The organism is Geothermobacter ehrlichii (assembly GCF_008124615.1).
GTDB classification, from domain to species: domain Bacteria; phylum Desulfobacterota; class Desulfuromonadia; order Desulfuromonadales; family Geothermobacteraceae; genus Geothermobacter; species Geothermobacter ehrlichii.
In genome coordinates this window covers 1-21,232 of record NZ_VNIB01000020.1, presented here as the reverse complement: position 1 = coordinate 21,232, position 21,232 = coordinate 1, and the positions used below count along the sequence as shown (strand labels likewise).

Here is a 21,232-nt window from a genome sequence, read left to right as displayed (position 1 = left end):
CTCATGAAAGCGGGAAGAAAAGGATCCTGCGGGTTTGGCATGCCGGAATGGGAAGTTTTTTGAACTTCAGGGCGAATGAGGAATCATCAATAAAGTCAATAAAGGAGATCCGTTGATTATGGAAGAGGTAGTCATTGTTGGTGGTGCCCGGACACCGATTGGAGATTTCATGGGCTCCCTCAAAGACGTTTCGGCTGTGGAACTTGGAATTGTGGCGGTCAAGGGGGCCTTGGAAAAGGCCGGTGTCGGCCCGGAGTTGGTCGAAGATGTCGTCGGGGGGATGATCTACACGGCGGGCGCCAAGGCGAACCCGGCGCGGCAGATCCAACTCGGCGTGGGGATCCCCTTGGAGGGAGCGGCAACCACTGTCGACCAACAATGTGGTTCAGCCATGCGTGCCCTGGAGATCGCCGTACAGCAGATGCTTCTGGGAAAATCGACAGTGAGTGTGGCCGTGGGTATGGAAAGCATGTCCAAGGCTCCCTACCTGCTCCTCAATGCCCGGCAAGGGCTGCGCATGGGCCCGGATACAGTGCAGGACCACCTTCTGCACGATGCATTAATCGATCCTTTTACCGGCCATCACATGGGAATTACCGCCGAGACCTTGGCTGAAAAATACCGGATTTCAAGGCAGGAGCAGGACGAAATGGCCCTTGCGAGCCACAACCGGGCGGTGGCAGCCATTGCTGCCGGAAAGTTCAAGAATGAGATCGTACCGGTGGAGGTCAAAAACCGTAAAGGGGTGGTGATTGTAGACACCGATGAGCATCCCCGTGCGGACATCTCCTTGGAGAAATTGGCACAGCTGAAACCGGCGTTCAAAGAAAATGGAACTGTCACTGCCGGCAATGCTTCGGGAATCAATGATGGTGCTGCCGCCCTGGTTCTGATGACAGCAAGCAGAGCCAAGGAACTTGGCGTAAGGCCCATCGCTAAAATTCTGGCAACTGCCTCCTATGGCGTGGCTCCGGAAATTATGGGGATCGGTCCGGCCTATGCCATTCCAAAAGCCTTGAAATACGCTGGCCTGGAGCTAAGTGACGTCGATTATTTTGAAATCAACGAAGCCTTTGCAGCACAGGTTCTCGCTGTAGACCGAGAGCTCAAACTCGACCCATCCAAGGTCAATGCCAATGGCTCCGGCATCGCCCTCGGGCACCCGGTAGGCTGCACCGGCATTCGGATCATCGTGACCATGCTCAACGAAATGAAGCGTCGCCACAACAGATACGGAGTAGCCTCCCTATGTGTCGGCGGGGGGCCAGCCATGGCGACCGTGGTTGAACTGATTTAACGGAACCGTAACGGCGAATTTCCGAGGAGAGGAAATAAGCACCCGTTCACGACTTCAAATTGGAGAATTTAACATGAAAAAGATCGTTGTCATGGGGGCCGGCACCATGGGTGCGGGCATTGCCCAAGCGGTGGCAGAGGCGGGCTTCAGGGTGATCCTCTGCGATATCAAGGAGGAATTCGTCCAGCGGGGCCTTAAGGTGATCACTAAAAACCTCGACAGGGCCGTTGAAAAAGGCAAGTTTCCCCCGGAAAGAAGAGCCGAGGTCCTGGCAAATATCCAGGGGGTCGTTATAACCGGCGGTGAAGGGGGCGAAAGTGATTGTGCCGAATTGGCGGATGCCGATCTGGTGATTGAGGCGATCGTCGAAAACATGGAGAGCAAAAAAGCCGTTTACCAAGACCTCGACCGGATCTGTTCGGCCCAGACCATCCTGGCCTCCAATACATCCGCCTTGAGTATCAGCGAGCTTGCCGCCCAGACCAAGCGCCCCGACAAGGTTGTCGGGATGCATTTCTTCAACCCTGCCAACATCATGAAACTGGTTGAAGTGACTGCCGGGGCAGCAACTAGTGGAGAAACCATTGATACAGTCAAGGCATTTGTCGAAAAACTTGGGAAAGTGCCGGTGCAGGTGGTTGAAGCGCCCGGGTTTGTTGTGAACAGAATGCTGGTGCCGCTGATTAACGAGGCGGCGTTCATTTACATGGAAGGTATTGCTTCTGCCGAGGACATTGATACGGCCATGCGTCTGGGTGCCGGACACCCCCTTGGTCCTTTGGCTCTGGCCGACATGATCGGTCTGGATGTCTGCCTGGCCGTCATGGAGACCCTGCATGAAGAATTCGGCGATCCCAAGTACCGGCCCTGTCCGGTGCTGAAAAAAATGGTGCGGGCCGGTTTCCTGGGGCGCAAAACAGGCAAGGGATTTTATCAATACTGATCCTTGGGGGAGTGCAATGGCCTTTGTAGAGTTGAGAAAGGAAAACCGGCTGGGAATCGTGACCATTAATCGCCCGAAGGCGCTTAACGCTCTAAACACTCAGGTGCTGGCAGAGCTGGAACAAACCCTTCGGGAAATTGCCGTAGACGATAAGATTGGCGTGATTATCATCACGGGAGCCGGTGAGAAGGCCTTTGTCGCCGGCGCCGACATTGTCGAGATGCAGAATAAATCCGCCGAGGCAGCCAGTGATTTTGCCCGCAAGGGGCAGAATATCTTCCGGTTGATCCAGGATCTTCCCCAGCCGACCATAGCTGCCGTCAACGGATTTGCCCTCGGCGGGGGGTGCGAATTGGCAATGGCATGCGATTTACGGCTTGCTTCGGAGAATGCCAGGTTCGGCCAACCGGAAGTCAACTTGGGGATTATCCCCGGATTTGGAGGGACTCAGCGATTGCCGAGGCTTATTGGCCGGGCCCGGGCCATGGAACTTATTCTTACAGGGCGAACCATCAAGGCCGAGGAGGCCTTGGAACTCGGGCTGGTTAATAAGGTTGTCCCGTCTTCAGAATTACTCAACGAAGCCGTAGAACTGGCTAAAACCATCCTGGTTAAAGGACCCGAGGCAGTGCGTCGAGCAAAGTCGGCAGTCAATAAGGGGCTGGAAATTGATACAAACACAGGCTGTGAACTTGAAGCCACTTTGTTTGGCTTATGCTTTGCCGGGAAAGAACAGAAGGAAGGAATGGCGGCTTTTCTGGAGAAGAGAACAGCCAATTTTATTCAAGAAGGATAATGTTTATTGGCACTGCTGTTTCCAGTTTGATCAATAAATAGACGGTGCAAGAATTTGCCGCGTTGTTAACACCTGAATCAGTGAGGAGCCAGTTCGCACATCTCGTTTTTGCCACGCAGAATTATTTTCGCGAGCCAAAATCGCACCGCTCGAAGAAATTGAGCTGTACCATCTCAAGGGAATCGACAGCGACAAAATGAACGCCATCCTGGCAGCGTGCGGCTTCAACTTGCGAAAGATTATGCGAGCTTACATGTGGCTTGTTTTTCAAAGAGCTGGGACATCGGTGTTTGACGCCCAGGTTTGTTCTGGTGGCCTTTGTGGAGCACATAGCCGGTCTGGAACAGAACCTGGAATTTCAACCAAACGTCGCCTGAGAGCGTAATGTCGGTTTTTTCAGGGACGACTAATTAATTACTGGAGGTTGTATGGCTACGGGTTCCCAAATTTTTGAAAATTACCACGAAGAAATTTTGGGTTGTCCATGGTGTGGTGAAAAACCAGAGATTGTTCAGAGCTGGTCCGGTTTTATATTAGAGTGCAAAAATATAAATATATGCCGGGTTCATCCAAGTACAGGTTGGTGTGAAAATTTAGATGTAGCAATGTCTGTTTGGAATGACAGAAATTCTTCTTAGCATAGCAAATTAAGGTTGTATAGATGGATACAAGCTGAAATTTTATCCATAAACTGTACAGAAATAGTTATCACCTGATACATCCGCCCGATTTTGGTTGAATGATAAACCTTGCCCCCTGTTCGTTTTCGATGTAGTCGAGGACCTGATTCTCCGCTACGGCTTCCGTCATCGGATCCATCAAAACCATGACCCCGTTGATTTCTCGCTGTTGTTTTTCGTCCGGCTCATCCAGAGCCAGTCCCAGACGGGGCCCGCCTCAGCCAAGGCCTTCGACAGAGATCCTTAGCACTTTCCCAGGTTGCCTGGCCAGAATCTGTTGCAGAGCATTGCGTGCGGCATCGGTTATTGTCATTGTTGAACTCCTTTCATTCTGGTTGAGGAAGGGAATTGGCATGTTTTAAATCGATGTCGTCGTTTATGGGTAGAAAAGGCGACGGTTGTACTTTTTGTAGACGCTGATCGCCCTTCTTCTGAAGCCGTATTATACAGACCCTGTAGCTACGGCTAACACATTTTTTGCGTGTGTCGGGTGAGCATAGACCATCTGGCGAATATCGTTAATTGTCAGTTGTTTTTTAACGGCAAGGGTCAGTTCATGAATAATTTCGGTCGCAGATTCTCCAATCATTGAAGCACCAATCAAGATTCCCGTATCTTCAAGATAATACATTTTTAAAAAAGCCGGCTGTACTTTGTCTACGATTGTCCGCCCATTTGGAACCTGCTCCATGGCAACAACTTTGACATCAGGCAGTTCTTTGGTCACACCGACACAGGCCACCTCCGGGTGGCAAAAGACAACCCGTGGAACCTGGGTTGAATCGATATCATGGATATTCCCCTGCACAATATTGCTAGCGGCCAAGCTCCCCTCATAACTCGCTCCGTGCGCCAGCAGCAAACCACCGTTGATATCGCCAACGGCATAGATATGCTCAACATTGGTTTGCAAGTGTGTGTTCACGCCTATAAAACCCTTGTCGGTCGCTACTCCGGCGGCGTCAAGCTTTAAGGCTTCTATATTCGGGGTGCGGCCGACGGCAACCAATACTTTGTCAAATATTTCTGGCTTCTGCACGGACCCTTGGTAGGTGACGTGAACCTGCCCCTTGGATATCTCTAAATGACCGATAGAGAGTCCGTTCTTTACTGTAATTCCTTGTTGCTCAAAACATTGACGCAGCCTGTTGCCCACCGCTGCCTCTTCGCGCGGGAGCAGGGTCGATTCTGTTTCTACAAGAGTGACTTCCGAGCCAAATGAATTATAAATTGTTGCAAACTCACATCCAATCGCACCGCCGCCCACTATGAGCAGGCGTTGCGGTAATTCGGTATTCAATAACATGTCGTCGCTGGACAAAATGTATCGTCCGTCGAAGTCTGCGAACGGTAATCTGCGAGGCGAAGAGCCTGTAGCAATAATGATGTACTCACCATGGATTGTTTCCGTGGTCCCATCGCTCTTTTTGATCTCGATCTCATGCTCTGAGATAAACGAGGCGATGCCATAAAGAACATCGGCCTTGATTCCGGCGAGGATACTGCTGATCGCCATTCGGAGTTTTTGCAGGTCACCATCGACAACCTGCCGAACCTCTTTCAAGTTAACTGCCTCGGGGTGAATGCGTAGCCCGTACTTTTGACTTTCGCGGGCCTGTCTGTAAACTGCGGCGGCTTTTAAAAGAGCCTTGGTAGGCATACACCCCTTATTCAGGCAAACCCCTCCAGCCATCGCTTCTGATTCCTGGACGAGACAAACGGACTTCCCCATCTGGCTGAGGGCCACCCCGGCAGCCAATCCGCCGGGGCCACCTCCCAAAATAATAACGTCGTAGCTTTTCATGTGCATTTACTCCAGTTCCTTTCGATCAATCACGCGGCTTTGATCTGCTGTTACACGCTTTGGCTTCGGACGATCCAGGGTGTCGATAACGATATCCAGCAAGCGTAGAAACTCTTTTTTTTCTTCATCGCTCATAGCGCTCAACATCCACTGACTGACATCCTCAGCATGGTTTTGCAGCGTGGTTATGATGGGGCGTGATTCGGGCGTAAGATAAATTTTTGTTTTGCGCTTATCCTTTTCGCAGGGGATGCGCTTGATCAACGAACTTTTCTCCATTCGCATGAGGGTATTGGCCAATGTCGGTTGCTCGACTTGTATTTGTTCGCACAGTTCCTTTTGCGTTTGCCCTTCGTTGCCGTGAAGACAGCAAAGGACAGGGACTTGTCCATGCACAACACCGTAAGGTTTGATTTCTTGGTTCAGCATATTCATACACATACGTGTGATGTAATGCAGCTTGTAGGCTAATGTTTTGTCTTTTAGATGATTCATGGTCGGCCCCCGTTGCATAGCAAGCTATACAAAACCATAGCGCGCTATGTATGTCAAGAGGAGAAAGAGTTTTCACCAGATGCTTGCGCGAAATTTTAAAGAATTTTTTACTTTCATATCACAGCAATGCGGGATATTGTGTTGAAAAGTTGCCGCAAAACCTTACATCGTGCAATATTCACCCTGGAGCCATCGGGAGATCACATGCCGAAAAAAAACCAAAATCCCGACCTTGCTGACCTGGCGATTCTTAGGGAGCTACAGGAGAATGCAAGAATTCCGAACTCAGAACTGGCCCCCAAGGTTGGACTGTCGACTTCCGCCTGTCTGGCCCGAACCAACCGGTTGCGCCAACAGGGGGTGATCAAACAATTTGCCACGATTGTCGACCATGAAAAAATCGGCTTGGATATTATCGCCTTTACCTTCGTGACCCTCTCCCCCCATTCAGAACCGGTTGCTGCTGCGTTTGCCGAGCAGATTGAAAAACTGCCTCAAGTGACTGAAAGCTATCACGTCACCGGAGACCATGACTACATGTTGAAAATCGTCGCCCGAAACATCCCGGCATATCGGGAATTTGTCGTCAACTCTCTGTTGTCGATCGAGGGGGTCAGCAAGGTTGAAACCATGATGGTTTTAAAAGTCGAGAAACAGCGATTTTCATTGCCGTTGGAAGAAACCCGAGATAACCAGCGCTAGGGATCTGGCCAAAGCCACGCTCCCGATAGGATTCAAGATGCAGATCCATACTTTCTGGCTGTTTTTGACAACCGTGCTCGCACTGATCATAACGCCGGGGCCGGACATGATTTACGTCGCTGGACGCTCTTTGTCTCAGGGCGGAAAGGCGGCCGTCTTTTCAGCGCTGGGTGTCGCCATCGGCTATATCGGCCATACCTTGCTGGTGACACTGGGGCTAGCCTCCATTCTTGCTGCGTCTCCAATCGCGTTCCGAACGGTTCAGCTGGGCGGAGCAGCCTATCTGATTTTTCTCGCATTCACCCTGTTGCGCTCTGAAGGATCGAGTCTTCAGGCTGAAGACGTCCGAGAATCTTCAACCGGGGTGCTGATCCGACAGGGCATTTTGACCAGCATCCTGAACCCCAAGGGTCTACTGTTCTATTTTGCCTTGTTGCCTCAATTCTATGTTCAGGGGCATCTCTCCGCCGCAATGCAGATGCTGGTTTACGGACTGGGGACCAGTTTGCTCTGTTTTACGGTTTACGGACTGGTTGGCCTGACAGTATCAAGGGCAGGCAGCCGTTTTGCGAAGAGCGGAACCCTGCAACGGATTCTGCCCAAATTCTCGGGTTGTGTCCTCCTGGGACTGGGGCTCTATCTGTTACGACCAATGCAGAGGTAACCAAGCAACCCTCTGGAATTTACAAACAAGGAAGAGGCCATGGAGAAACTGAAACAATTCTTTTCGTCGCAGGATCTTTTTGCAAAACATGTCGGTATCGAACTTCTTGAGGTTGGGCCGGGCTATGCGAAAACCCACATGAAAATCGAGCCGCACCATTTCAACGGGGCCAAAACGGTCCACGGCGGGGCCATATTTACTTTGGCTGATTTTGCTTTTGCGGTAGCGTCCAATTCTCACGGCAATCTAGCCATGGGGATCAACACCAGCGTCTCCTTTGTCAAAGCCGCAACAGGAGGAACACTTTACGCCGAGGCCAAGGAGCAGGCCCTGAACCCAAAGCTGGCCTCCTACTCGGTCCTCATTACTGACGAGGCCAACGAGACTGTGGCTATTTTTCAGGGGATGGTGTACCGCAAGAAGCAGCAGCTTATCTGCGATGACTTCTAGACAGCCCCTCGCACAAAAATCCAGGGAACGATCGATGAAAATCTTTGATGTTCATATGCATATCGGGGATAAGCACGAATGGACCGAAGAGGCTTTTCTTCCCGCCAAAGATGCTGGCCGGTGACAATCGACCGTTTTTCACAAAATGGACGGGCATTGGAAAAAGCTCCTTGGCTCTGAATTGCTTCTTGCGAAGAATGGTTTCTTGAGAACAAAGGTTTCTGATTCTCCTTGAAAGGATATTTTCGAGCATCTTCTCTCCACCAGAGTTACCGGCCAAAAATCGCACTATAATTAAAGGGGCCGACATCCTCCATTTTAAGCAGGGTAAAACCATAAGAGCAGAGGATGCCGGCCAGTTCGTCAGGGCTCAGGCGAACCTCTTTGGGGGGACCGGGAGGGCCGTCAATCTTGTGAAATTCAATCACTACCAAGCGGCCATCTGGTTTCAGAACTCTGCAGATCTCCTGCAGGGCTTTCTGCTCACAGCCATCCTGCACCAGGTCATGGAGGACAGTAGCCAAAAGGCAGATATCGACGCTAGCATCTGGCAGCGGCAGTTCCCTGAGATCCGCAACCCTGGGCACAATCTGGGGCAATTGCCTATGACACGCTTCTTTTTGTAAAAAAGTGATTCCTTCAGCCCAGAGATCAACTGCGTAAATTCGCCCCGGGGCCTTGATATACTCCGCCGCAGCCAAGGCATAAGCTCCTCGCCCGCAGGCGGCATCCAGCAGGATGACGTCTTTTTCAAGCTGTAATGCGGCAAAGAGCTTTTCGGGCTCGATGAGATCAAAGCTGCTCTTGCCGGCAGCGATTGGTTTTTTATTTTGCCGGATCATCCGCCCTCTACCTTCAATTCTCAATAACGCAGTTCTGGCTGCCGCCTTGTCTTCCGAGGGATGAATTGCCTTGAGCATGGCGGCAGACCCGCTTGCGGGGCACCGCACTGAATGTGTGATTCATTGCCATCTTCACATGGCGAACAGGATGCCTTCAAAGAAATGATGTCTATGAATCGCACAGGTTCATGTAAGCGGTCTCTGGTGCACTTATAATTTGAATTCGCCCGACCTCACGAAGTTGTTTGATCATCATCTGCCGTTTAATCGAAATCGTTCCTGTTAAGCTTTTTCCAAAGGGTGGTTCGACTTATGCCTAGCAGCTTGGCCAAGTCGGATCGATTACCACCTACCCTTTCATTAACTGCCGCAATCAACTGTCGCTCCATATCTTCAAGAGTGCCGATCCTGACACCTATTCGGTCCTCGACCCATCGGTCATTTTGAATCATCCCTTCATCGGCTTCTGCAATTAATTGTCGGATCCATTTTTCATCCAAAACTCTGCTGCTAGCCATGATTACCATTCGTTCGATGAAATTTTCCAATTCCCTCACATTTCCGGGCCAACTGTATCCATTCATCCATGCCAGAAGATCTCCAGGCACTCCCTTAACATGCTTGCCAAAGCGCTGATTAAAGATCTTGAGAAAGTGCCCTGCAAGAAGTGGAATATCTTTTGGTCGCTTCCTCAAGGGGGGCAGGGTGAGTTTCAAAACATTGAGGCGGAAGTACAGGTCGTGACGAAAATTCCCTTCCTTGACCGCTTGCTGCAGGTTTTCGTTGGTTGCTGCAATACAGCGCACATTGACGGGGATCACACTGTCTCCACCGATGCGCATCACTTCTCTTTCCTGCAGGACTCTCAAGAGCCTGGCTTGCAACTCCATTGAGATACTGCCAATTTCATCCAGAAAAATAGTCCCGTTGTGAGCCAGCTCAAAAAGTCCCGGCTTGCCTCCTTTCCTGGCCCCTGTAAAAGCGCCCTCTTCATAACCGAAAAGTTCGCTTTCCAGTAGTTCTTTAGGCAAGGCCGCGCAATTAATGGCCACAAAAGGACCATTTGCCCGAGCACTTGCTTGGTGGATGCTCTGGGCAAACAATTCCTTTCCGCTGCCACTTTCCCCGATGATCAGCACAGTGGAATCGACCTGGGCAAAATTTTTGGCCTTTTCAATCAGGTCACGCACCAATTTTTCCTGCGTCACAATATCTTCAAATTTGAATCGCGCCACCAAGCCTTTTCGGTGCATTTCCTTGCGTATTTTTTGCTCCAATTGTTGCAGCTGTGAAACTTTCTGCATTGTAAAAACTTCGCCGAAATATCTCTTTCGGTCCGCTACAGCAACACGGTTTACAACCAAATCCATCCCATTTATTGAACATCGTTGGCCGCTGCCTTGGGGTAAGTTAAGCAAATTGGTGAAAGATTTGTTGACCTCAGCGGCGGTCTTGCCGATTACCTCAGAACACTTAATACCCAACAAATTTTCGGCATTTTCGTTAACCAAAAGAACCTTTCCTAAAGCGTCGATACAAACAACACCCTCACCGACAGCCTGAATCATCGTACTCAATCTGCGAGAATATTCCTTGTCCCGGCGGCGTATTGAAATAACTTCTTCCGCACGCTCAAGAGCCTGGGATACCGTCCGATGACTGGAATAAATAATGACACCCTTCATTCCCACCGAATTTGCAAGTTTCTGCCCCCATTCGGCACCACTGACAACAACTTGAGCATTATCAGCAAATGCTTTTTTAATCTGTTGGTTAAATTCAACAGAATTTCGATATACATATTGTTTTACTTCTACACCGAGGATATCCATCAGATCTTCGAATTCATAAGCATCTCGGTAAGCAGAGTTTAAATATGCAATTTTCCCGCCCTGTTTTTTAGCCTCCCACAAAGCACGCAACAGATCAAAATCGTTAAATTCAGCTGTCACTACTGGGATATCGACTACTTTCCTAATCGCTGCAGCAGTCCCCCCCCTGCTGACCACAACCTCGTAATCTGCCTTTTCAACCTCCTCACAAACTCGGCGAGCGGCGTCTTCTAATACCCCTTCGATTATTGTAACTTTGAGTTTTTTCTCCCGACTTACCCGCATAACGAGCTCAGTAAACTGGGGATAAGGAGAAGTAACAAGAATTCTTGGCTTCAATTTCAACACCTCAAATGTCGTTGATTGGTATGATATGCGTCCAGTCCAACCGTATATTGTGGCTAATCACTACTAGCCAACAATTCCAAACGAGCTGTAACTGTTGAATTTCTAGCAGCTTTTCTTGCCGGCGGCCAAAATGAGTCCATCAAATCGCACCACTCGAATAAATTGAGCTGCAATATTCGCAACATGCACTGCAACGAAGCACCGAGCTTCGACTGAACATCCCGACATTGATCATGAATTCCACCAGAGCATATGCTGCATATCGGCGGGTGTTTCATAGGCAATTCCCGTCCGGTCAAGCAGATCTTGCACCTTTTTGACCCGGTGACTTATTCGGGTGTTGTTCGCCTCGCCGAAAATATGCTTGCCCAGGCTTGTGTAGGTGACGGCTCCGTTTTCGCGAACAGAATCAATACCGACATAGATGGCGCAGAGCAATTTATCCATGCCATAGACCGCCCCGCGATTTGCTTTTCACTGTCGAGACCATTCATAACTGAGATGATCGTCGTTTCTTTTTCCAATCGATCGTATCAGGAACCATCGGCAACGACCAAAAGATGCCTGGTGCCATCAAAATTCGGCTGGGAAATAGGCCCCCATCGCGCCAAGGTCCAAAATTGAGACTTTCTTCTGCGTGTTCATCAGGGACTCCACTGCTAATTGAAGGCTCGTCAGGGCTATAGTTCGAGTAGCCCACCGAAGCCCTCAAGAACTTCTGGGGGCATGATGTTCATTTTTTTAACCGCTTTCGCCGTAAACATGGCGAATGTTCCGCGCGCCTGGACACACAGGATATCATCATTCTTGTAAATCTGGCCTTCCATTATGACTTCTCGTTTTCCCGCCTGCTCGATGACGCGCCCTTCAACCCCCAGTTCTTCGCCGACATAAACCGGCTTGAAAAAATCAACCGTCATGGTTTTCGTCATGACAATGTGGCGGAGATTGTAAATGGCACTCCAGTTCATGATTTCATCCAGAATAGTGGAAAGCACGCCCCCATGCACGACTCCATTCGGTAGTGTCCCAGTGAGTGGTGTAAATCGGAGGGAGTTGGAAGGTCATCGCGGGCCTTGCTAAGGTTGATGTCTCCAAACAAAGGAGCACCGCGATGACCGACAACAGTATGGCACTACAGACCCTTCTTGAGAAGACCGGAACGGACACCGACTTTCTGCGCGAGACGCTGCAGTTCATGCTTCAACAGCTGATGGAGTATGAAGTGACCAGCCGTTGTGGGGCCGGCCCTCACGAGCGGAGTGAGGAGCGGACCAACTGGCGCAACGGTTATCGAAACCGGCTTTTTCAAACACGACTGGGAGATCTCGATCTCAAGGTACCGAAGCTGCGTAAGGGCAGCTATCTTCCCGAATTTCTGGAGCCTCGGCGGCTGGCTGAGAAGGCGTTGGTGTCCGTGGTCCAGGAGGCCTACATCCATGGCATCAGTACCCGCAGCGTTGACGAACTGGTGCAGGCCATGGGCATGAGCGGCATTTCCAAGTCTCAGGTCTCGCGGCTGTGCCAACAGATCGACGAGCGGGTTCATGCCTTTTTGAGTCGCCCCCTTGAAGGCGACTGGCCCTATGTCTGGCTGGATGCGACCTACATTCGATCCAGAGAGCATGGGCGCGTTGAAAGCCAGGCCGTCATTATTGCCACTGCCGTCAACCAGTCCGGTTACCGCGAGGTTCTTGGACTGTCTGTGGGGCCGGCAGAAACTGAGGCTTTCTGGACAGACTTTCTGCGCAGCCTGGTTCGACGAGGGCGAATGTCAAGCTCGTGGTGTCGGATGCTCACGAAGGGCTGAACAAGGAAATCAAGCGCCGGGCCAACGTGGTTGGGATTTTTCCGAACAACGATGCCGTGACCCGATTGGTAGGGGCCGTCTTGCTGGAACAGAATGACGAATGGCAGGTGAGCCGGCGGTATTTGAGTCTGGAGAGCCTGGCTCAGATTCTCAAGCCGGAGAGCAACAAGGAACTGACGATCGGCGAGACAGCCTGACCGAAAGCAAGGCCGGCGATGCCCTGAACGAATTTACACCACTTGACGGGACGCTACCTTCAACGGCGGCTGGCGTCCCTCTCAAGCGCTCGAGAGAGCCGCCAGCCGCCGCCACTCAGTTGTCGGTCTAGGGCATAAAGGTAATGGCAAGACCAAAAACGATACCACCCCAAATCAGGGCCATCACACAATAACCCATGATATCTTTCGCTTTCATACCGGCAATCGCCAGCAACGGCAGTGCCCAGAAAGGCTGAATCATATTAGTCCACTGATCACCCCAGGCTACGGCCATAGCAACCCTGGCCATATCAACACCCATCTGCTTGGCAGCCTCCAGCATGATGGGCCCCTGAACCGCCCATTGGCTGCCCCCGGAAGGGACAAAGAAGTTGATCAGACCGCCACTGACAAACGACCAGAACGGCAGTGTTGTCTCGGTAGACATGGCCACAAACCAGCCGGCGATCACCACGGCCAGCCCAGATTTGACCATCATCCCCATGATGCCCCCATACAAGGGGAACTGCATGACAATCGGACCAAGGGACTTGCCGCTTTCCACGCAGTTATGGATAAACTCCTTGGGGGTTCTGCTCAGAAGCAAAGCCAGAACCATCAAGCTCATATTCATGCTGTTCATGTTTAACCCGCCCCCGCCAAGGTAATAGCGGACGATATAAATCAGGCCGCCAATCCCCAAGGCCAGACAGATAATCCGGGCATGCTCCAGCCAGTCGGATGGAGTCCATTCCCATTTTTCGACAGCCACGCCGGCGGGGGCCGCATTTTTGGCTTGCAGCTTAGCCGGCTGCTTGCCCTCGGCAATATCTTCCGTCGAATGCTCATTGATAAGAGACGGGTCAACACTTTCTCCGTCTATGGAATATCCATTTATGATGGTTGGATCAACTTCCTGAATATCTTCATGATCCGGCGCCAGCCTACTCATGATCCAGGGGATGGTTACCAGCAGGAAAAGAGCGGTAATAATGTTGAAAGGAGCAAATATTGTCTGGCTGGTAGGGATGATCCCGCACAGTTGTTCCAGAAAGTGTCCGGGAGTGGCTACCACCAACCCTACGCTGCTGCTATATCCCATGTGCCAGATCATGAAGCCTGCATACCCAGAGGCCACCAGCAAGGGATAATGGCAGCCCCTGATATTTTTTGCCATCTCTTTGGCAACAAAGGCTCCGACAAACAGTCCCGCAGCCCATGAAAACAGGGACCCTATGCCACTGAGCAGAGCCGTTAGGAAATATGCCTTGGTCGGAGTGGTCGCCAACCTGCTCGCCGACCTCAAGGCAGCTTCCACAGGCTTGGTCCTGATGACCGCGCCACTGAAGACCAGGGTGATGCTGACCTGCATGGTGAATTTAAGGAGGCTCCAAAGCCCATTGGCCCACATATCCACCAGCGGCACCGGAGCTGTCTGAGTAAATATGAGAGCCATTGCATACACCAGCATTGTCAGCAGTGCTGCAAAGATGAAAGGATCAGGCATGTACCTTTCCATTGTTTTGGCAAAAAAATTCGCAGTTTTCTTCAACATGACATCACTCCTTTTCTTTTTGGGAGCCAAACGGCCAATTTCACTTTAATCTCACAGAAACAATTCCACCGATAAATTTCCCTATTTAAATCCTGCCGCTATACGCCTTCCGCTACTCTGAAAGGACAGGGGGTTTTCTCCTTTACCATGTCTAAAGTTGCTCCAGGAGCCAGTTCAACAAGCTCAAGCCCTTCGACTTCATCTACCTTAAAAACGCCAAGATCGGTCACGATCATGTCGACGACCCCCTTGCCTGTGATCGGCAGAGTGCATTCAGTCATAATCTTCGGGCTGCCATCCTTGGCACAGTGCTCCATCATGACGATAAGCTTTTTCACCCCCGACACCAGGTCCATCGCTCCGCCTGGGCCCTTCACCTTTTTGCCCGGAATCATCCAGTTAGCCAAGTCGCCGGTACAGGAAACCTGCATCCCTCCCAAAACCGATACGTCAAGATGCCCGCCTCGTACCATGCCGAAGGAATCGGAGGAGTCTACGTAAGCAGCCCCTGGCAACTCGGTTACGGTTTGTTTCCCTGCATTGATGAGGTCTGCATCCACCTCGTCCTCAGTTGGAAACGGCCCAACGCCAAGCAAACCGTTCTCGGAATGCAGGAAGATGTTCATGTTTTCTGGAACGTAGTTGGCGACCAGCGTCGGCATGCCGATGCCGAGATTGACGTAATAACCGTCTTTGAGTTCTTTAACGATCCGCTTCGCCATCCATTCGCGTACAGGGGAAAAACCTCTAACCGTTTCCGCGCCCCTGATCGTTCTCTGTTCAATCCGCTTCTCGTAATGCTTCCCCTCAATGACACGGTCGACATAAATCCCGGGAGTGTGGATTTCATCCGGATTGAGTTCGCCGATCTCTACAATTTCCTCGACCTCTGCCACTGTAATTTGCGCTGCCATAGCACATAGCGGGTTGAAATTGCGAGCTGTCTTGCGGTAAATAAGATTGCCAGCTCTATCGGCCTTCCACGCCTTCACCAGGGCAAGATCTGTCCTGATACCCTCCTCAAGCACGTACGCTTTCCCACCGAATACCTTTATTTCCTTACCCTCGGTGAGAACCGTGCCGTACCCTGTTCGGGTATAAAAACCTGGTATCCCAGATCCCCCGGCGCGAAGTCTTTCGGCGAGAGTACCTTGAGGAGTAAGTTCGACCTCAAGTTCACCTCGCAAAAACTGCTGTTCAAAAAAGGCGTTTTCACCAACGTAAGATGAAATCATCTTTTTGATCTGTTTCGTCTGAAGGAGAAGTCCGAGGCCGAAATCGTCAACGCCGGCATTGTTGCTCACTGCTGTGAGGTCTCGAACGCCGGAATCACGGAGCGCTTGAATCAGATTTTCCGGAATCCCGCACAGCCCAAATCCCCCAACTGCAATGGTCATCCCGTCACGTAATAAACCCTTTAACGCTTCACTGGCATTGTTGAATACTTTGTTCATCACTTCATCCTCCATGGTTCGATATGTTCTGGCGCAAAACCCGAAAAAATTTACCGTTTCGAGCTGTCGCTTGAAGAATCCGGCTCGCCATTCAAGATTCACATATGTGTCAAATCAACTACCGTCGGCATGAAGGAAACATGGTGACCCAGCTTTGCGGAAATGGTCTGTCCAGCTTCCTTCAAGCGGGGAAGAAACAGACTTTCCATCCTTTCCTCGGTCAGTCGAAATTCCGGCCCGACGAGGCAAAGGCAGCCGGAAGCATAGCCTTGAGCGTTTAAAAGCGGGGTCGCCAAGCTGGATATTCCGTCGCCCAAAGCACCGCTATCGACACAAAAACCCTGCTGCCTAACAACATCCAATTCCTCACAAAGAACAGAAAGAGCCGTTTTGTTGAAATCGGCCTGTTTTGAATTACTGAATGCCAGAAGTACTTTTCCGGCAGCAGCTTGGTAGAGCGAAAAATATTTCCCTGTCAGGGGAGCAATTGCAATTTGGTGGGTGGTGTCGACCATGTCCAGAAAGAGAAAGCTCTGCCCCCGAGGCACGCCCAGGTAGACGGCCTCGTTACATTCTCTTGCCAAGCGCTCCATAGCGGGCTTGGCCTTACGTAGCAGGTCCATTCGCGAGAGGAGCTTTTGCCCCATCTCGAAAGCCGACAGCCCCAGACGATATGTGCCAGTTTTTTCCACTCGCTCAACATATCCCCTTCGCTCAAATGTCGCTAAGTAACGAAATACACTAGTTTTTTTCATGCCGAGCTTTACACTCAAACTGGAAAGCCTTACCTCCTCCCCTGTTTCACAAAGTGCTTCCAGGATGGTCAGAGCACTTTCAACAGTTTGTATTGAATAGGTTCTATCTTTTTTGCAGGACAACATTTGGCTCCTTTAATGGAACTGGAAAAATTTGAATCAGGCTGCCTTGCGAAAGCTTTTGAGCTGTGTACTTGTTGTGGCTTTTCAGAATTTGAAAAAAACAGAACGTTATTTTATTTAGCAATGCACATGCCATTCCAGGGCAATTTGCGAAAGGACTGGATTTGTGGGGGATATGAGGGGGTGGTTACAAAAAAGTGAGAGGATTAAGACCTTCACGTGGTGTCCTAGATCAAAACACCGTTGCACAGTGCTACAATTTCTTTTGCGAACAATGATTGGCTGATGACTCGAAATGCCCCCCCAGCAGAACCATAAGGAGGACCTCAATTGGCCGCCTGATTGTCGAGGGTCATGGCAATTGAGCACCTTGCGGTAGGCTGGAAAAAGTGGGCACCAATCTGGCAGGCAAGACTCAAGGCGGTTGTGTATCAAAGAGTGTGCAAAAAGAAGAGAGTTATGGTATGCGAGCGAGAAACCGCCAAGTGACTCGCAAAGCAGAAACACGCCATGGCTCAGAAGAAGTCTAATTCGAAACTTGTCGCCCTGGAAAGTCTCATTTTTCAGGACCGCGATCTCATCCGCGAACTCGTTCGGGAAGCCGTCCAACAGGTTCTTGATGCAGAGTTGACCGAATTTCTTGGCGCCGCCCCCAATGAGCGGTCTGCTGACCGTCGTGGGGATTGCGCCGGTTGCTACACCAGAAGCTGGGCAACCCGGGTTCAGTCGAAACTCGGCGCTTCGTTGCAACGTATGTTGCAAATATTACAGCTCAATTTGTTCGAGCGGTGCGATTTGACGAGCCTGTTTCGACCGCCGGACAAGAAAAAGTTACAAGAGATTCAACAGTTACAGCTTGTTTGAAATTGTGAGACAGCAGTGGACTAAAGGAATTTTCTCACTCATTGAGACCGTACTTTTCCATCTTGCGATAAAGTGTTGAGCGAGCAATACCTAATTTTTCTGCAGCACGCGACACATTACCATCAAATTCATCAAGAACCTCTGTAATCAGCTCTTTTTCAAGTTGTTCAAAATTTCGATGTGTCGATCTTTGTTTCTTAACGTTCAGCAATTCGGGAGGAAACGTTTCAAGCTCAAGAGTAGAACCTTCGACAATATTCATTGCTCGTTCTAAAACATTATATAATTCGCGAACATTGCCCGGCCAATCATAGCTGTTAAGGCATTTCCAGACTTTATCATCTACGGTTGTGATATTTTTCCCCAAAAAAGAATTCATTTTCTGAATAAAAGCTTCGGCAAGAAGGGGAATGTCACTCTTGTGTTCACGCAGAGGCAGCAATGGGATCGTAATCACGTTTAGACGGTAGTATAAATCTCTGCGAAAATTGCCCTTTTCTACCTCTTCCTTCAGGTTGCGATTGGTCGCTGCTATCAACCTGACATTAACCGGGATAACTTCTTTACCGCCAATACGCACTACAGCTTTTTGTTCGACGACCCGGAGCAGCATCGTTTGCAGCTCCAACGGCATTTCACCAATTTCATCCAGGAAAATCGTTCCACCGTCAGCCAACTCAAATTTCCCGGGCTGGCCGCCTCGTTTGGCGCCGGTAAAGGCCCCTTCGGTATAACCGAAAAGCTCGCTGCTGATTAATTCGCGGGGGATGGCTCCGCAGTTGATGGCAACAAATGGCCCGTTACTGCACTGGCTGGCATTATGGATGGCTTGGGCAAAGACATCTTTGCCCGTGCCGCTCTCTCCCAACAACAAAACATTCGAGAAACTAGAAGCTGCTGTTTTAGCCAGGCGTACCGAAGCTAGGAACTTTTCGTCTTGACCAAGAATATCCTCAAAGGTCATTTTTGATTCCGCTCCGACCATCCGTTGAACCAAACGTTTCGTTCGGCTGATCTCATTCAAAATGATTACTGTCCCCTTTTGTCCGATACCAAGACCAGTGATGGCTCTTACAGTAATTATTACTTTCTTTTTTTTCCCTTTGATTAAAATATCTGCTTCCTGATCGGTGATTTTTCTGGATAGATCGAAATTCTTCTGGAGAGAATGGGAAGGTTTCAAAAAAGTGCTGACTCTCAGGCCGACAATTTTATCAGGCGCGGTTTCTAGAATTTTTCCTGCATAGTTGTTTGCATGGGTAACTATGCCATTTCCATCGGTTGCAAGTATGCCTTCAGAAATGGATTCCATGATAGCTACCTTGTAGCTATCTGCAATGTGACATTGGTCCCAGGCTTCTTGGGATTCGAGTTGCATTTCGATGCCATAACTGGCTGCAACAACCATCCCGAGAGTGTGAGAGTGAACTTTTTCATAGGTTCCGGTCATGTCCAGAACACCGATGATGCGGCCTTGAGGATCATGAATGGGGGCAGAAGAACAGGTAGTATGATGCGAGCAAATACAGAAATGCTCATAACTAAAAGTTTGGATGGGTTTACCAAGACTTAACGAAAGACCAATGGCATTAGTTCCGGCACTTGCCTCACTCCAGTCCGCCCCTGCCACAAAATTGCCTTTGGCGAAAGACTCAGCAACATCCTCGTCACCGATGGAAACCAGAATAATCCCTTCTTTGTCGGTCAGGGTTACGACAAATCCCGAACCGGCTACGAATCGGTAAAGATTCTCCATTACCGGAAGACTAACCTTTATCAGTGCCTGATTTTCGTTGATCCTTTTTTGTAGCTCTTCGCCGGTGAAAACCCTGTTGACCTTTTTTTGGTAGGGGCTGATGCCTAACTTGGTGCAATTTTGCCAGGATTGCAAAATGACATCGCGAACTTCTTCTCGGTTGAATTCTTTTTTTGTTACAAACTTTTGCCAAGCTTCATAGAGTTTGTTATTGACGTCCTGAATCATTTCCCTGAATCCGTAAGTTAACAATTATGTTTTCGTGTCTGGCCTTTGACAATTAGATGATTTTCCGTGTGTTTTCTGCCACCATAGAGCCGTTTAGAAATTCGCCCTCTTTGGGTGAATTCAAATTACAAGTGCACCAGAGACCGCTTACATGAGCACTTCATGGGCTATCCGGTAGTCAAGGCATTTTCTCGGTCTGTGGTTGAGCTGATGAACAGCGCTGAAAACCTGGCTTTCGGTGAACTTGCGGAAGTTGCAACCCTTGGGGACGTACTGCCGCAGCAAACCGTTGGCGTTCTCGTTCGCCCCCGCTGCCATGCAGCATAGGGACCGGCAAAATAAACTTGGAAGCCGGTAGCTTTCTCCAGTTCTTTGAATCGGGTCATCTCCTTGCCATTGTCCACGGTCAGCGTACGCCGCAATGACTTGGGAACACTAGCCATGATGGCTTCCATGGCCGTATTGAAGCCTTGGCCGACTTGCCAACCACCTGAACTGCCAAGAGGTAACGGCTTTTGCGTTCCAAGCAGGTGACCAAGGCGCCTTTGCCGGGTTTTCCAAGCATCAGATCGGCTTCCCAGCCACCAACGCGGAGCCGTTGCTCGATGATTTTTGGCCGCTCGCTAATGCTTACGCGGTCAGCAAAGAACCGCCGGCTTTGACCGAAACATTTTTTGGCAACGGCGTCGTCGATGTTGCCGTCGCAAGTGGCGATAAACCTCGCCACCTTGCTGAGTATCGAGGATAAATGGCTTCCGGGCTGCATCGCATGCGCTTGTCGTCGGGAAAATCCCGGCGCAGGCGCCCGGCAATCTGCTCTGGTAACCAGTCTAGATTCAGCTTCTCAGCCACATAGTCACCGAAGGCTGGGGCATCTGTCCTCGATAGTGCTGGCCTGGGCTCTGCGACCTTCCTAGAGCAGCAGGGCACGGATGCCGTTGATCAATGCAACTCGTTTCCTTTGGACCGTCAGCCGAGCACTGGTCGGTTCACGTAGCCATCGTACCGACCCTCAACGATGTGAACCTTGCGCGGCGGCAGAAGATCATCGGGCAGGTTCGGCCATCTTTCGAGTATCGACCTTGTCTGTCTTGCTGCTCGATTTGCTGATCCACTTCAGCTCGTTCGGATGAACCACGTGCAGATCAACGCTGTCACACCCCTGCAGGGCCTCGGCCAATCCCTTCATCTGGTTACCCACCTCAAAGACGACCTTCTTCGGCTCCAGACCAAGATCCGCGATCAGTTTAAAAAAAACTGATTTGACTGGGGCGATTTCACCCTGGAAAACCAGTCGCCTCTTCCGGTCAATCGCATGAACGACAAAACTCTTGCTTCTCCGACGTACATCATAGGCAGGCCTCTTTCCAGATAGATATTTGTGCCGAAGAGCACGTTGCCCTGTTGGCGTTCGCACCCTCAGGTTAACATCTACTGGCTGGGGGCCTTCTTCATAGAATCTCCTATGCGGCGCTGTCTGCGGGTTGTCGGGTCGATTAAAATGTTATCTCAATCGGTCGTGGCGGCAGGGCACGGACAAATGGCGGGGAAGACCCGCCTTTTTCGTCCGGAGATGCCGTTTTTCAACGTTCGGCTAGTAGCCTTTGAGATGGTCAATATATTCCGGCAGAAAGAGT

Annotated in this window: 20 protein-coding genes and 1 pseudogene; 9 read left to right on the top strand and 12 right to left on the bottom strand. The window is 50.4% G+C overall.

The window, feature by feature from the left end; translation table 11 throughout:
• Window positions 1–118 precede the first annotated feature (118 nt).
• From EDC39_RS14820 to EDC39_RS14800, 4 genes are all read left to right on the top strand, one after another.
• Window positions 119–1,297: a thiolase family protein gene (locus EDC39_RS14820; RefSeq protein WP_148897184.1), complete on the top strand. Its 1,179-nt coding sequence runs from the start codon at window positions 119–121 to the stop codon at window positions 1,295–1,297.
• A gap of 73 nt (window positions 1,298–1,370) precedes the next feature.
• Complete coding sequence (locus tag EDC39_RS14815; RefSeq protein ID WP_148897174.1) at window positions 1,371–2,240, top strand: 3-hydroxybutyryl-CoA dehydrogenase; 870 nt, start codon at window positions 1,371–1,373, stop codon at window positions 2,238–2,240.
• Between the two features lie 16 nt (window positions 2,241–2,256).
• Window positions 2,257–3,036 carry an enoyl-CoA hydratase-related protein gene (locus EDC39_RS14810; RefSeq protein ID WP_148897173.1) on the top strand — a complete coding sequence of 260 codons (780 nt, stop codon included), beginning with the start codon at window positions 2,257–2,259 and terminating at the stop codon, window positions 3,034–3,036.
• Between the two features lie 428 nt (window positions 3,037–3,464).
• Window positions 3,465–3,674, top strand: a complete 210-nt coding sequence (locus tag EDC39_RS14800; protein ID WP_148897171.1) for a hypothetical protein — start codon at window positions 3,465–3,467, stop codon at window positions 3,672–3,674.
• Window positions 3,675–4,158: 484 nt separating this feature from the next.
• Here EDC39_RS14800 and lpdA read toward each other — a convergent pair whose 3' ends face one another.
• Window positions 4,159–5,520 (bottom strand): dihydrolipoyl dehydrogenase, encoded by a 1,362-nt coding sequence (gene lpdA / locus EDC39_RS14795; protein WP_148897170.1) that lies wholly within the window; start codon window positions 5,518–5,520, stop codon window positions 4,159–4,161.
• Between the two features lie 6 nt (window positions 5,521–5,526).
• Complete coding sequence (locus tag EDC39_RS14790) at window positions 5,527–6,015, bottom strand: MarR family winged helix-turn-helix transcriptional regulator (protein WP_148897169.1); 489 nt, start codon at window positions 6,013–6,015, stop codon at window positions 5,527–5,529.
• 204 nt (window positions 6,016–6,219) lie between these two features.
• On the opposite strand from EDC39_RS14790, the gene EDC39_RS14785 reads away from it, so the two are divergent.
• Genes EDC39_RS14785 through EDC39_RS14775 form a run of 3 tightly spaced genes read left to right on the top strand, consistent with a single transcriptional unit; the run spans window position 6,220 to window position 7,831 of the window.
• Window positions 6,220–6,717 carry an Lrp/AsnC family transcriptional regulator gene (locus EDC39_RS14785; protein ID WP_148897168.1) on the top strand — a complete coding sequence of 166 codons (498 nt, stop codon included), beginning with the start codon at window positions 6,220–6,222 and terminating at the stop codon, window positions 6,715–6,717.
• A 37-nt stretch (window positions 6,718–6,754) separates the two neighbouring features.
• Entirely contained in the window at window positions 6,755–7,381 is a 627-nt protein-coding gene (locus tag EDC39_RS14780) for a LysE family translocator (protein WP_148897167.1), read from the top strand.
• Window positions 7,382–7,420: 39 nt separating this feature from the next.
• The gene (locus tag EDC39_RS14775; protein ID WP_148897166.1) at window positions 7,421–7,831 is read left to right on the top strand and encodes a PaaI family thioesterase; all 411 of its coding nucleotides are present in this window, start codon (window positions 7,421–7,423) and stop codon (window positions 7,829–7,831) included.
• Window positions 7,832–8,100: 269 nt separating this feature from the next.
• Here the strand turns inward: EDC39_RS14775 and EDC39_RS14770 are convergent, their stop codons facing one another.
• The 4 genes from EDC39_RS14770 to EDC39_RS14755 form a co-directional block, all read right to left on the bottom strand.
• Window positions 8,101–8,751, bottom strand: coding sequence for a class I SAM-dependent methyltransferase (locus tag EDC39_RS14770; protein ID WP_148897165.1), 651 nt, complete (start codon window positions 8,749–8,751; stop codon window positions 8,101–8,103).
• A 185-nt stretch (window positions 8,752–8,936) separates the two neighbouring features.
• Window positions 8,937–10,844, bottom strand: coding sequence for a sigma 54-interacting transcriptional regulator (locus tag EDC39_RS14765; RefSeq protein WP_148897164.1), 1,908 nt, complete (start codon window positions 10,842–10,844; stop codon window positions 8,937–8,939).
• A gap of 240 nt (window positions 10,845–11,084) precedes the next feature.
• Window positions 11,085–11,300: a hypothetical protein gene (locus EDC39_RS14760; RefSeq protein ID WP_148897163.1), complete on the bottom strand. Its 216-nt coding sequence runs from the start codon at window positions 11,298–11,300 to the stop codon at window positions 11,085–11,087.
• Window positions 11,301–11,533: 233 nt separating this feature from the next.
• Window positions 11,534–11,863 carry a hotdog domain-containing protein gene (locus EDC39_RS14755; protein ID WP_148897162.1) on the bottom strand — a complete coding sequence of 110 codons (330 nt, stop codon included), beginning with the start codon at window positions 11,861–11,863 and terminating at the stop codon, window positions 11,534–11,536.
• Between the two features lie 104 nt (window positions 11,864–11,967).
• Between EDC39_RS14755 and EDC39_RS14750 the strand changes: the two are divergent.
• Window positions 11,968–12,860: pseudogene (locus tag EDC39_RS14750) on the top strand (IS256 family transposase).
• A gap of 127 nt (window positions 12,861–12,987) precedes the next feature.
• Here the strand turns inward: EDC39_RS14750 and EDC39_RS14745 are convergent.
• The 3 genes from EDC39_RS14745 to EDC39_RS14735 form a co-directional block, all read right to left on the bottom strand.
• Window positions 12,988–14,415 (bottom strand): short-chain fatty acid transporter, encoded by a 1,428-nt coding sequence (locus tag EDC39_RS14745; RefSeq protein ID WP_148897161.1) that lies wholly within the window; start codon window positions 14,413–14,415, stop codon window positions 12,988–12,990.
• A 98-nt stretch (window positions 14,416–14,513) separates the two neighbouring features.
• Entirely contained in the window at window positions 14,514–15,869 is a 1,356-nt protein-coding gene (locus tag EDC39_RS15795) for a 3-oxoacid CoA-transferase subunit B (protein WP_148897183.1), read from the bottom strand.
• Window positions 15,870–15,967: 98 nt separating this feature from the next.
• Entirely contained in the window at window positions 15,968–16,750 is a 783-nt protein-coding gene (locus tag EDC39_RS14735) for an IclR family transcriptional regulator (RefSeq protein ID WP_148897160.1), read from the bottom strand.
• 507 nt (window positions 16,751–17,257) lie between these two features.
• Between EDC39_RS14735 and EDC39_RS14725 the strand changes: the two genes are divergently transcribed.
• Window positions 17,258–17,611, top strand: coding sequence for a transposase (locus tag EDC39_RS14725; RefSeq protein ID WP_148897158.1), 354 nt, complete (start codon window positions 17,258–17,260; stop codon window positions 17,609–17,611).
• 34 nt (window positions 17,612–17,645) lie between these two features.
• On the opposite strand, the gene EDC39_RS14720 is transcribed toward EDC39_RS14725, so the two are convergent.
• From EDC39_RS14720 to EDC39_RS15400, 3 genes are all read right to left on the bottom strand, one after another.
• A complete protein-coding gene (locus EDC39_RS14720) occupies window positions 17,646–19,595 on the bottom strand; it encodes a sigma-54-dependent Fis family transcriptional regulator (protein ID WP_148897157.1) in 1,950 nt (649 codons plus the stop codon).
• Window positions 19,596–20,001: 406 nt separating this feature from the next.
• Window positions 20,002–20,361: a hypothetical protein gene (locus EDC39_RS14715; protein WP_148897156.1), complete on the bottom strand. Its 360-nt coding sequence runs from the start codon at window positions 20,359–20,361 to the stop codon at window positions 20,002–20,004.
• Window positions 20,362–20,640: 279 nt separating this feature from the next.
• Window positions 20,641–20,784, bottom strand: a complete 144-nt coding sequence (locus tag EDC39_RS15400) for a hypothetical protein (RefSeq protein WP_187426824.1) — start codon at window positions 20,782–20,784, stop codon at window positions 20,641–20,643.
• Window positions 20,785–21,232: the final 448 nt, after the last annotated feature.

Bases quoted from the DNA above. Each gene is read 5' to 3' on its own strand.
- EDC39_RS14790 (WP_148897169.1), bottom strand. From the start codon at position 6,015: ATGAATCATCTAAAAGACAAAACATTAGCCTACAAGCTGCATTACATC.
- EDC39_RS14815 (WP_148897174.1), top strand. From the start codon at position 1,371: ATGAAAAAGATCGTTGTCATGGGGGCCGGCACCATGGGTGCGGGCATT.
- lpdA (WP_148897170.1), bottom strand. From the start codon at position 5,520: ATGAAAAGCTACGACGTTATTATTTTGGGAGGTGGCCCCGGCGGATTG.
- EDC39_RS14785 (WP_148897168.1), top strand. From the start codon at position 6,220: ATGCCGAAAAAAAACCAAAATCCCGACCTTGCTGACCTGGCGATTCTT.
- EDC39_RS14745 (WP_148897161.1), bottom strand. From the start codon at position 14,415: ATGTTGAAGAAAACTGCGAATTTTTTTGCCAAAACAATGGAAAGGTAC.
- EDC39_RS14800 (WP_148897171.1), top strand. From the start codon at position 3,465: ATGGCTACGGGTTCCCAAATTTTTGAAAATTACCACGAAGAAATTTTG.
- EDC39_RS14760 (WP_148897163.1), bottom strand. From the start codon at position 11,300: ATGGATAAATTGCTCTGCGCCATCTATGTCGGTATTGATTCTGTTCGC.
- EDC39_RS14810 (WP_148897173.1), top strand. From the start codon at position 2,257: ATGGCCTTTGTAGAGTTGAGAAAGGAAAACCGGCTGGGAATCGTGACC.
- EDC39_RS14715 (WP_148897156.1), bottom strand. From the start codon at position 20,361: ATGCAGCCCGGAAGCCATTTATCCTCGATACTCAGCAAGGTGGCGAGG.
- EDC39_RS14720 (WP_148897157.1), bottom strand. From the start codon at position 19,595: ATGATTCAGGACGTCAATAACAAACTCTATGAAGCTTGGCAAAAGTTT.
- EDC39_RS14820 (WP_148897184.1), top strand. From the start codon at position 119: ATGGAAGAGGTAGTCATTGTTGGTGGTGCCCGGACACCGATTGGAGAT.
- EDC39_RS15795 (WP_148897183.1), bottom strand. From the start codon at position 15,869: ATGAACAAAGTATTCAACAATGCCAGTGAAGCGTTAAAGGGTTTATTA.
- EDC39_RS14770 (WP_148897165.1), bottom strand. From the start codon at position 8,751: ATGCTCAAGGCAATTCATCCCTCGGAAGACAAGGCGGCAGCCAGAACT.
- EDC39_RS14780 (WP_148897167.1), top strand. From the start codon at position 6,755: ATGCAGATCCATACTTTCTGGCTGTTTTTGACAACCGTGCTCGCACTG.
- EDC39_RS14735 (WP_148897160.1), bottom strand. From the start codon at position 16,750: ATGTTGTCCTGCAAAAAAGATAGAACCTATTCAATACAAACTGTTGAA.
- EDC39_RS14775 (WP_148897166.1), top strand. From the start codon at position 7,421: ATGGAGAAACTGAAACAATTCTTTTCGTCGCAGGATCTTTTTGCAAAA.
- EDC39_RS15400 (WP_187426824.1), bottom strand. From the start codon at position 20,784: ATGAAGGGATTGGCCGAGGCCCTGCAGGGGTGTGACAGCGTTGATCTG.
- EDC39_RS14725 (WP_148897158.1), top strand. From the start codon at position 17,258: ATGGCTCAGAAGAAGTCTAATTCGAAACTTGTCGCCCTGGAAAGTCTC.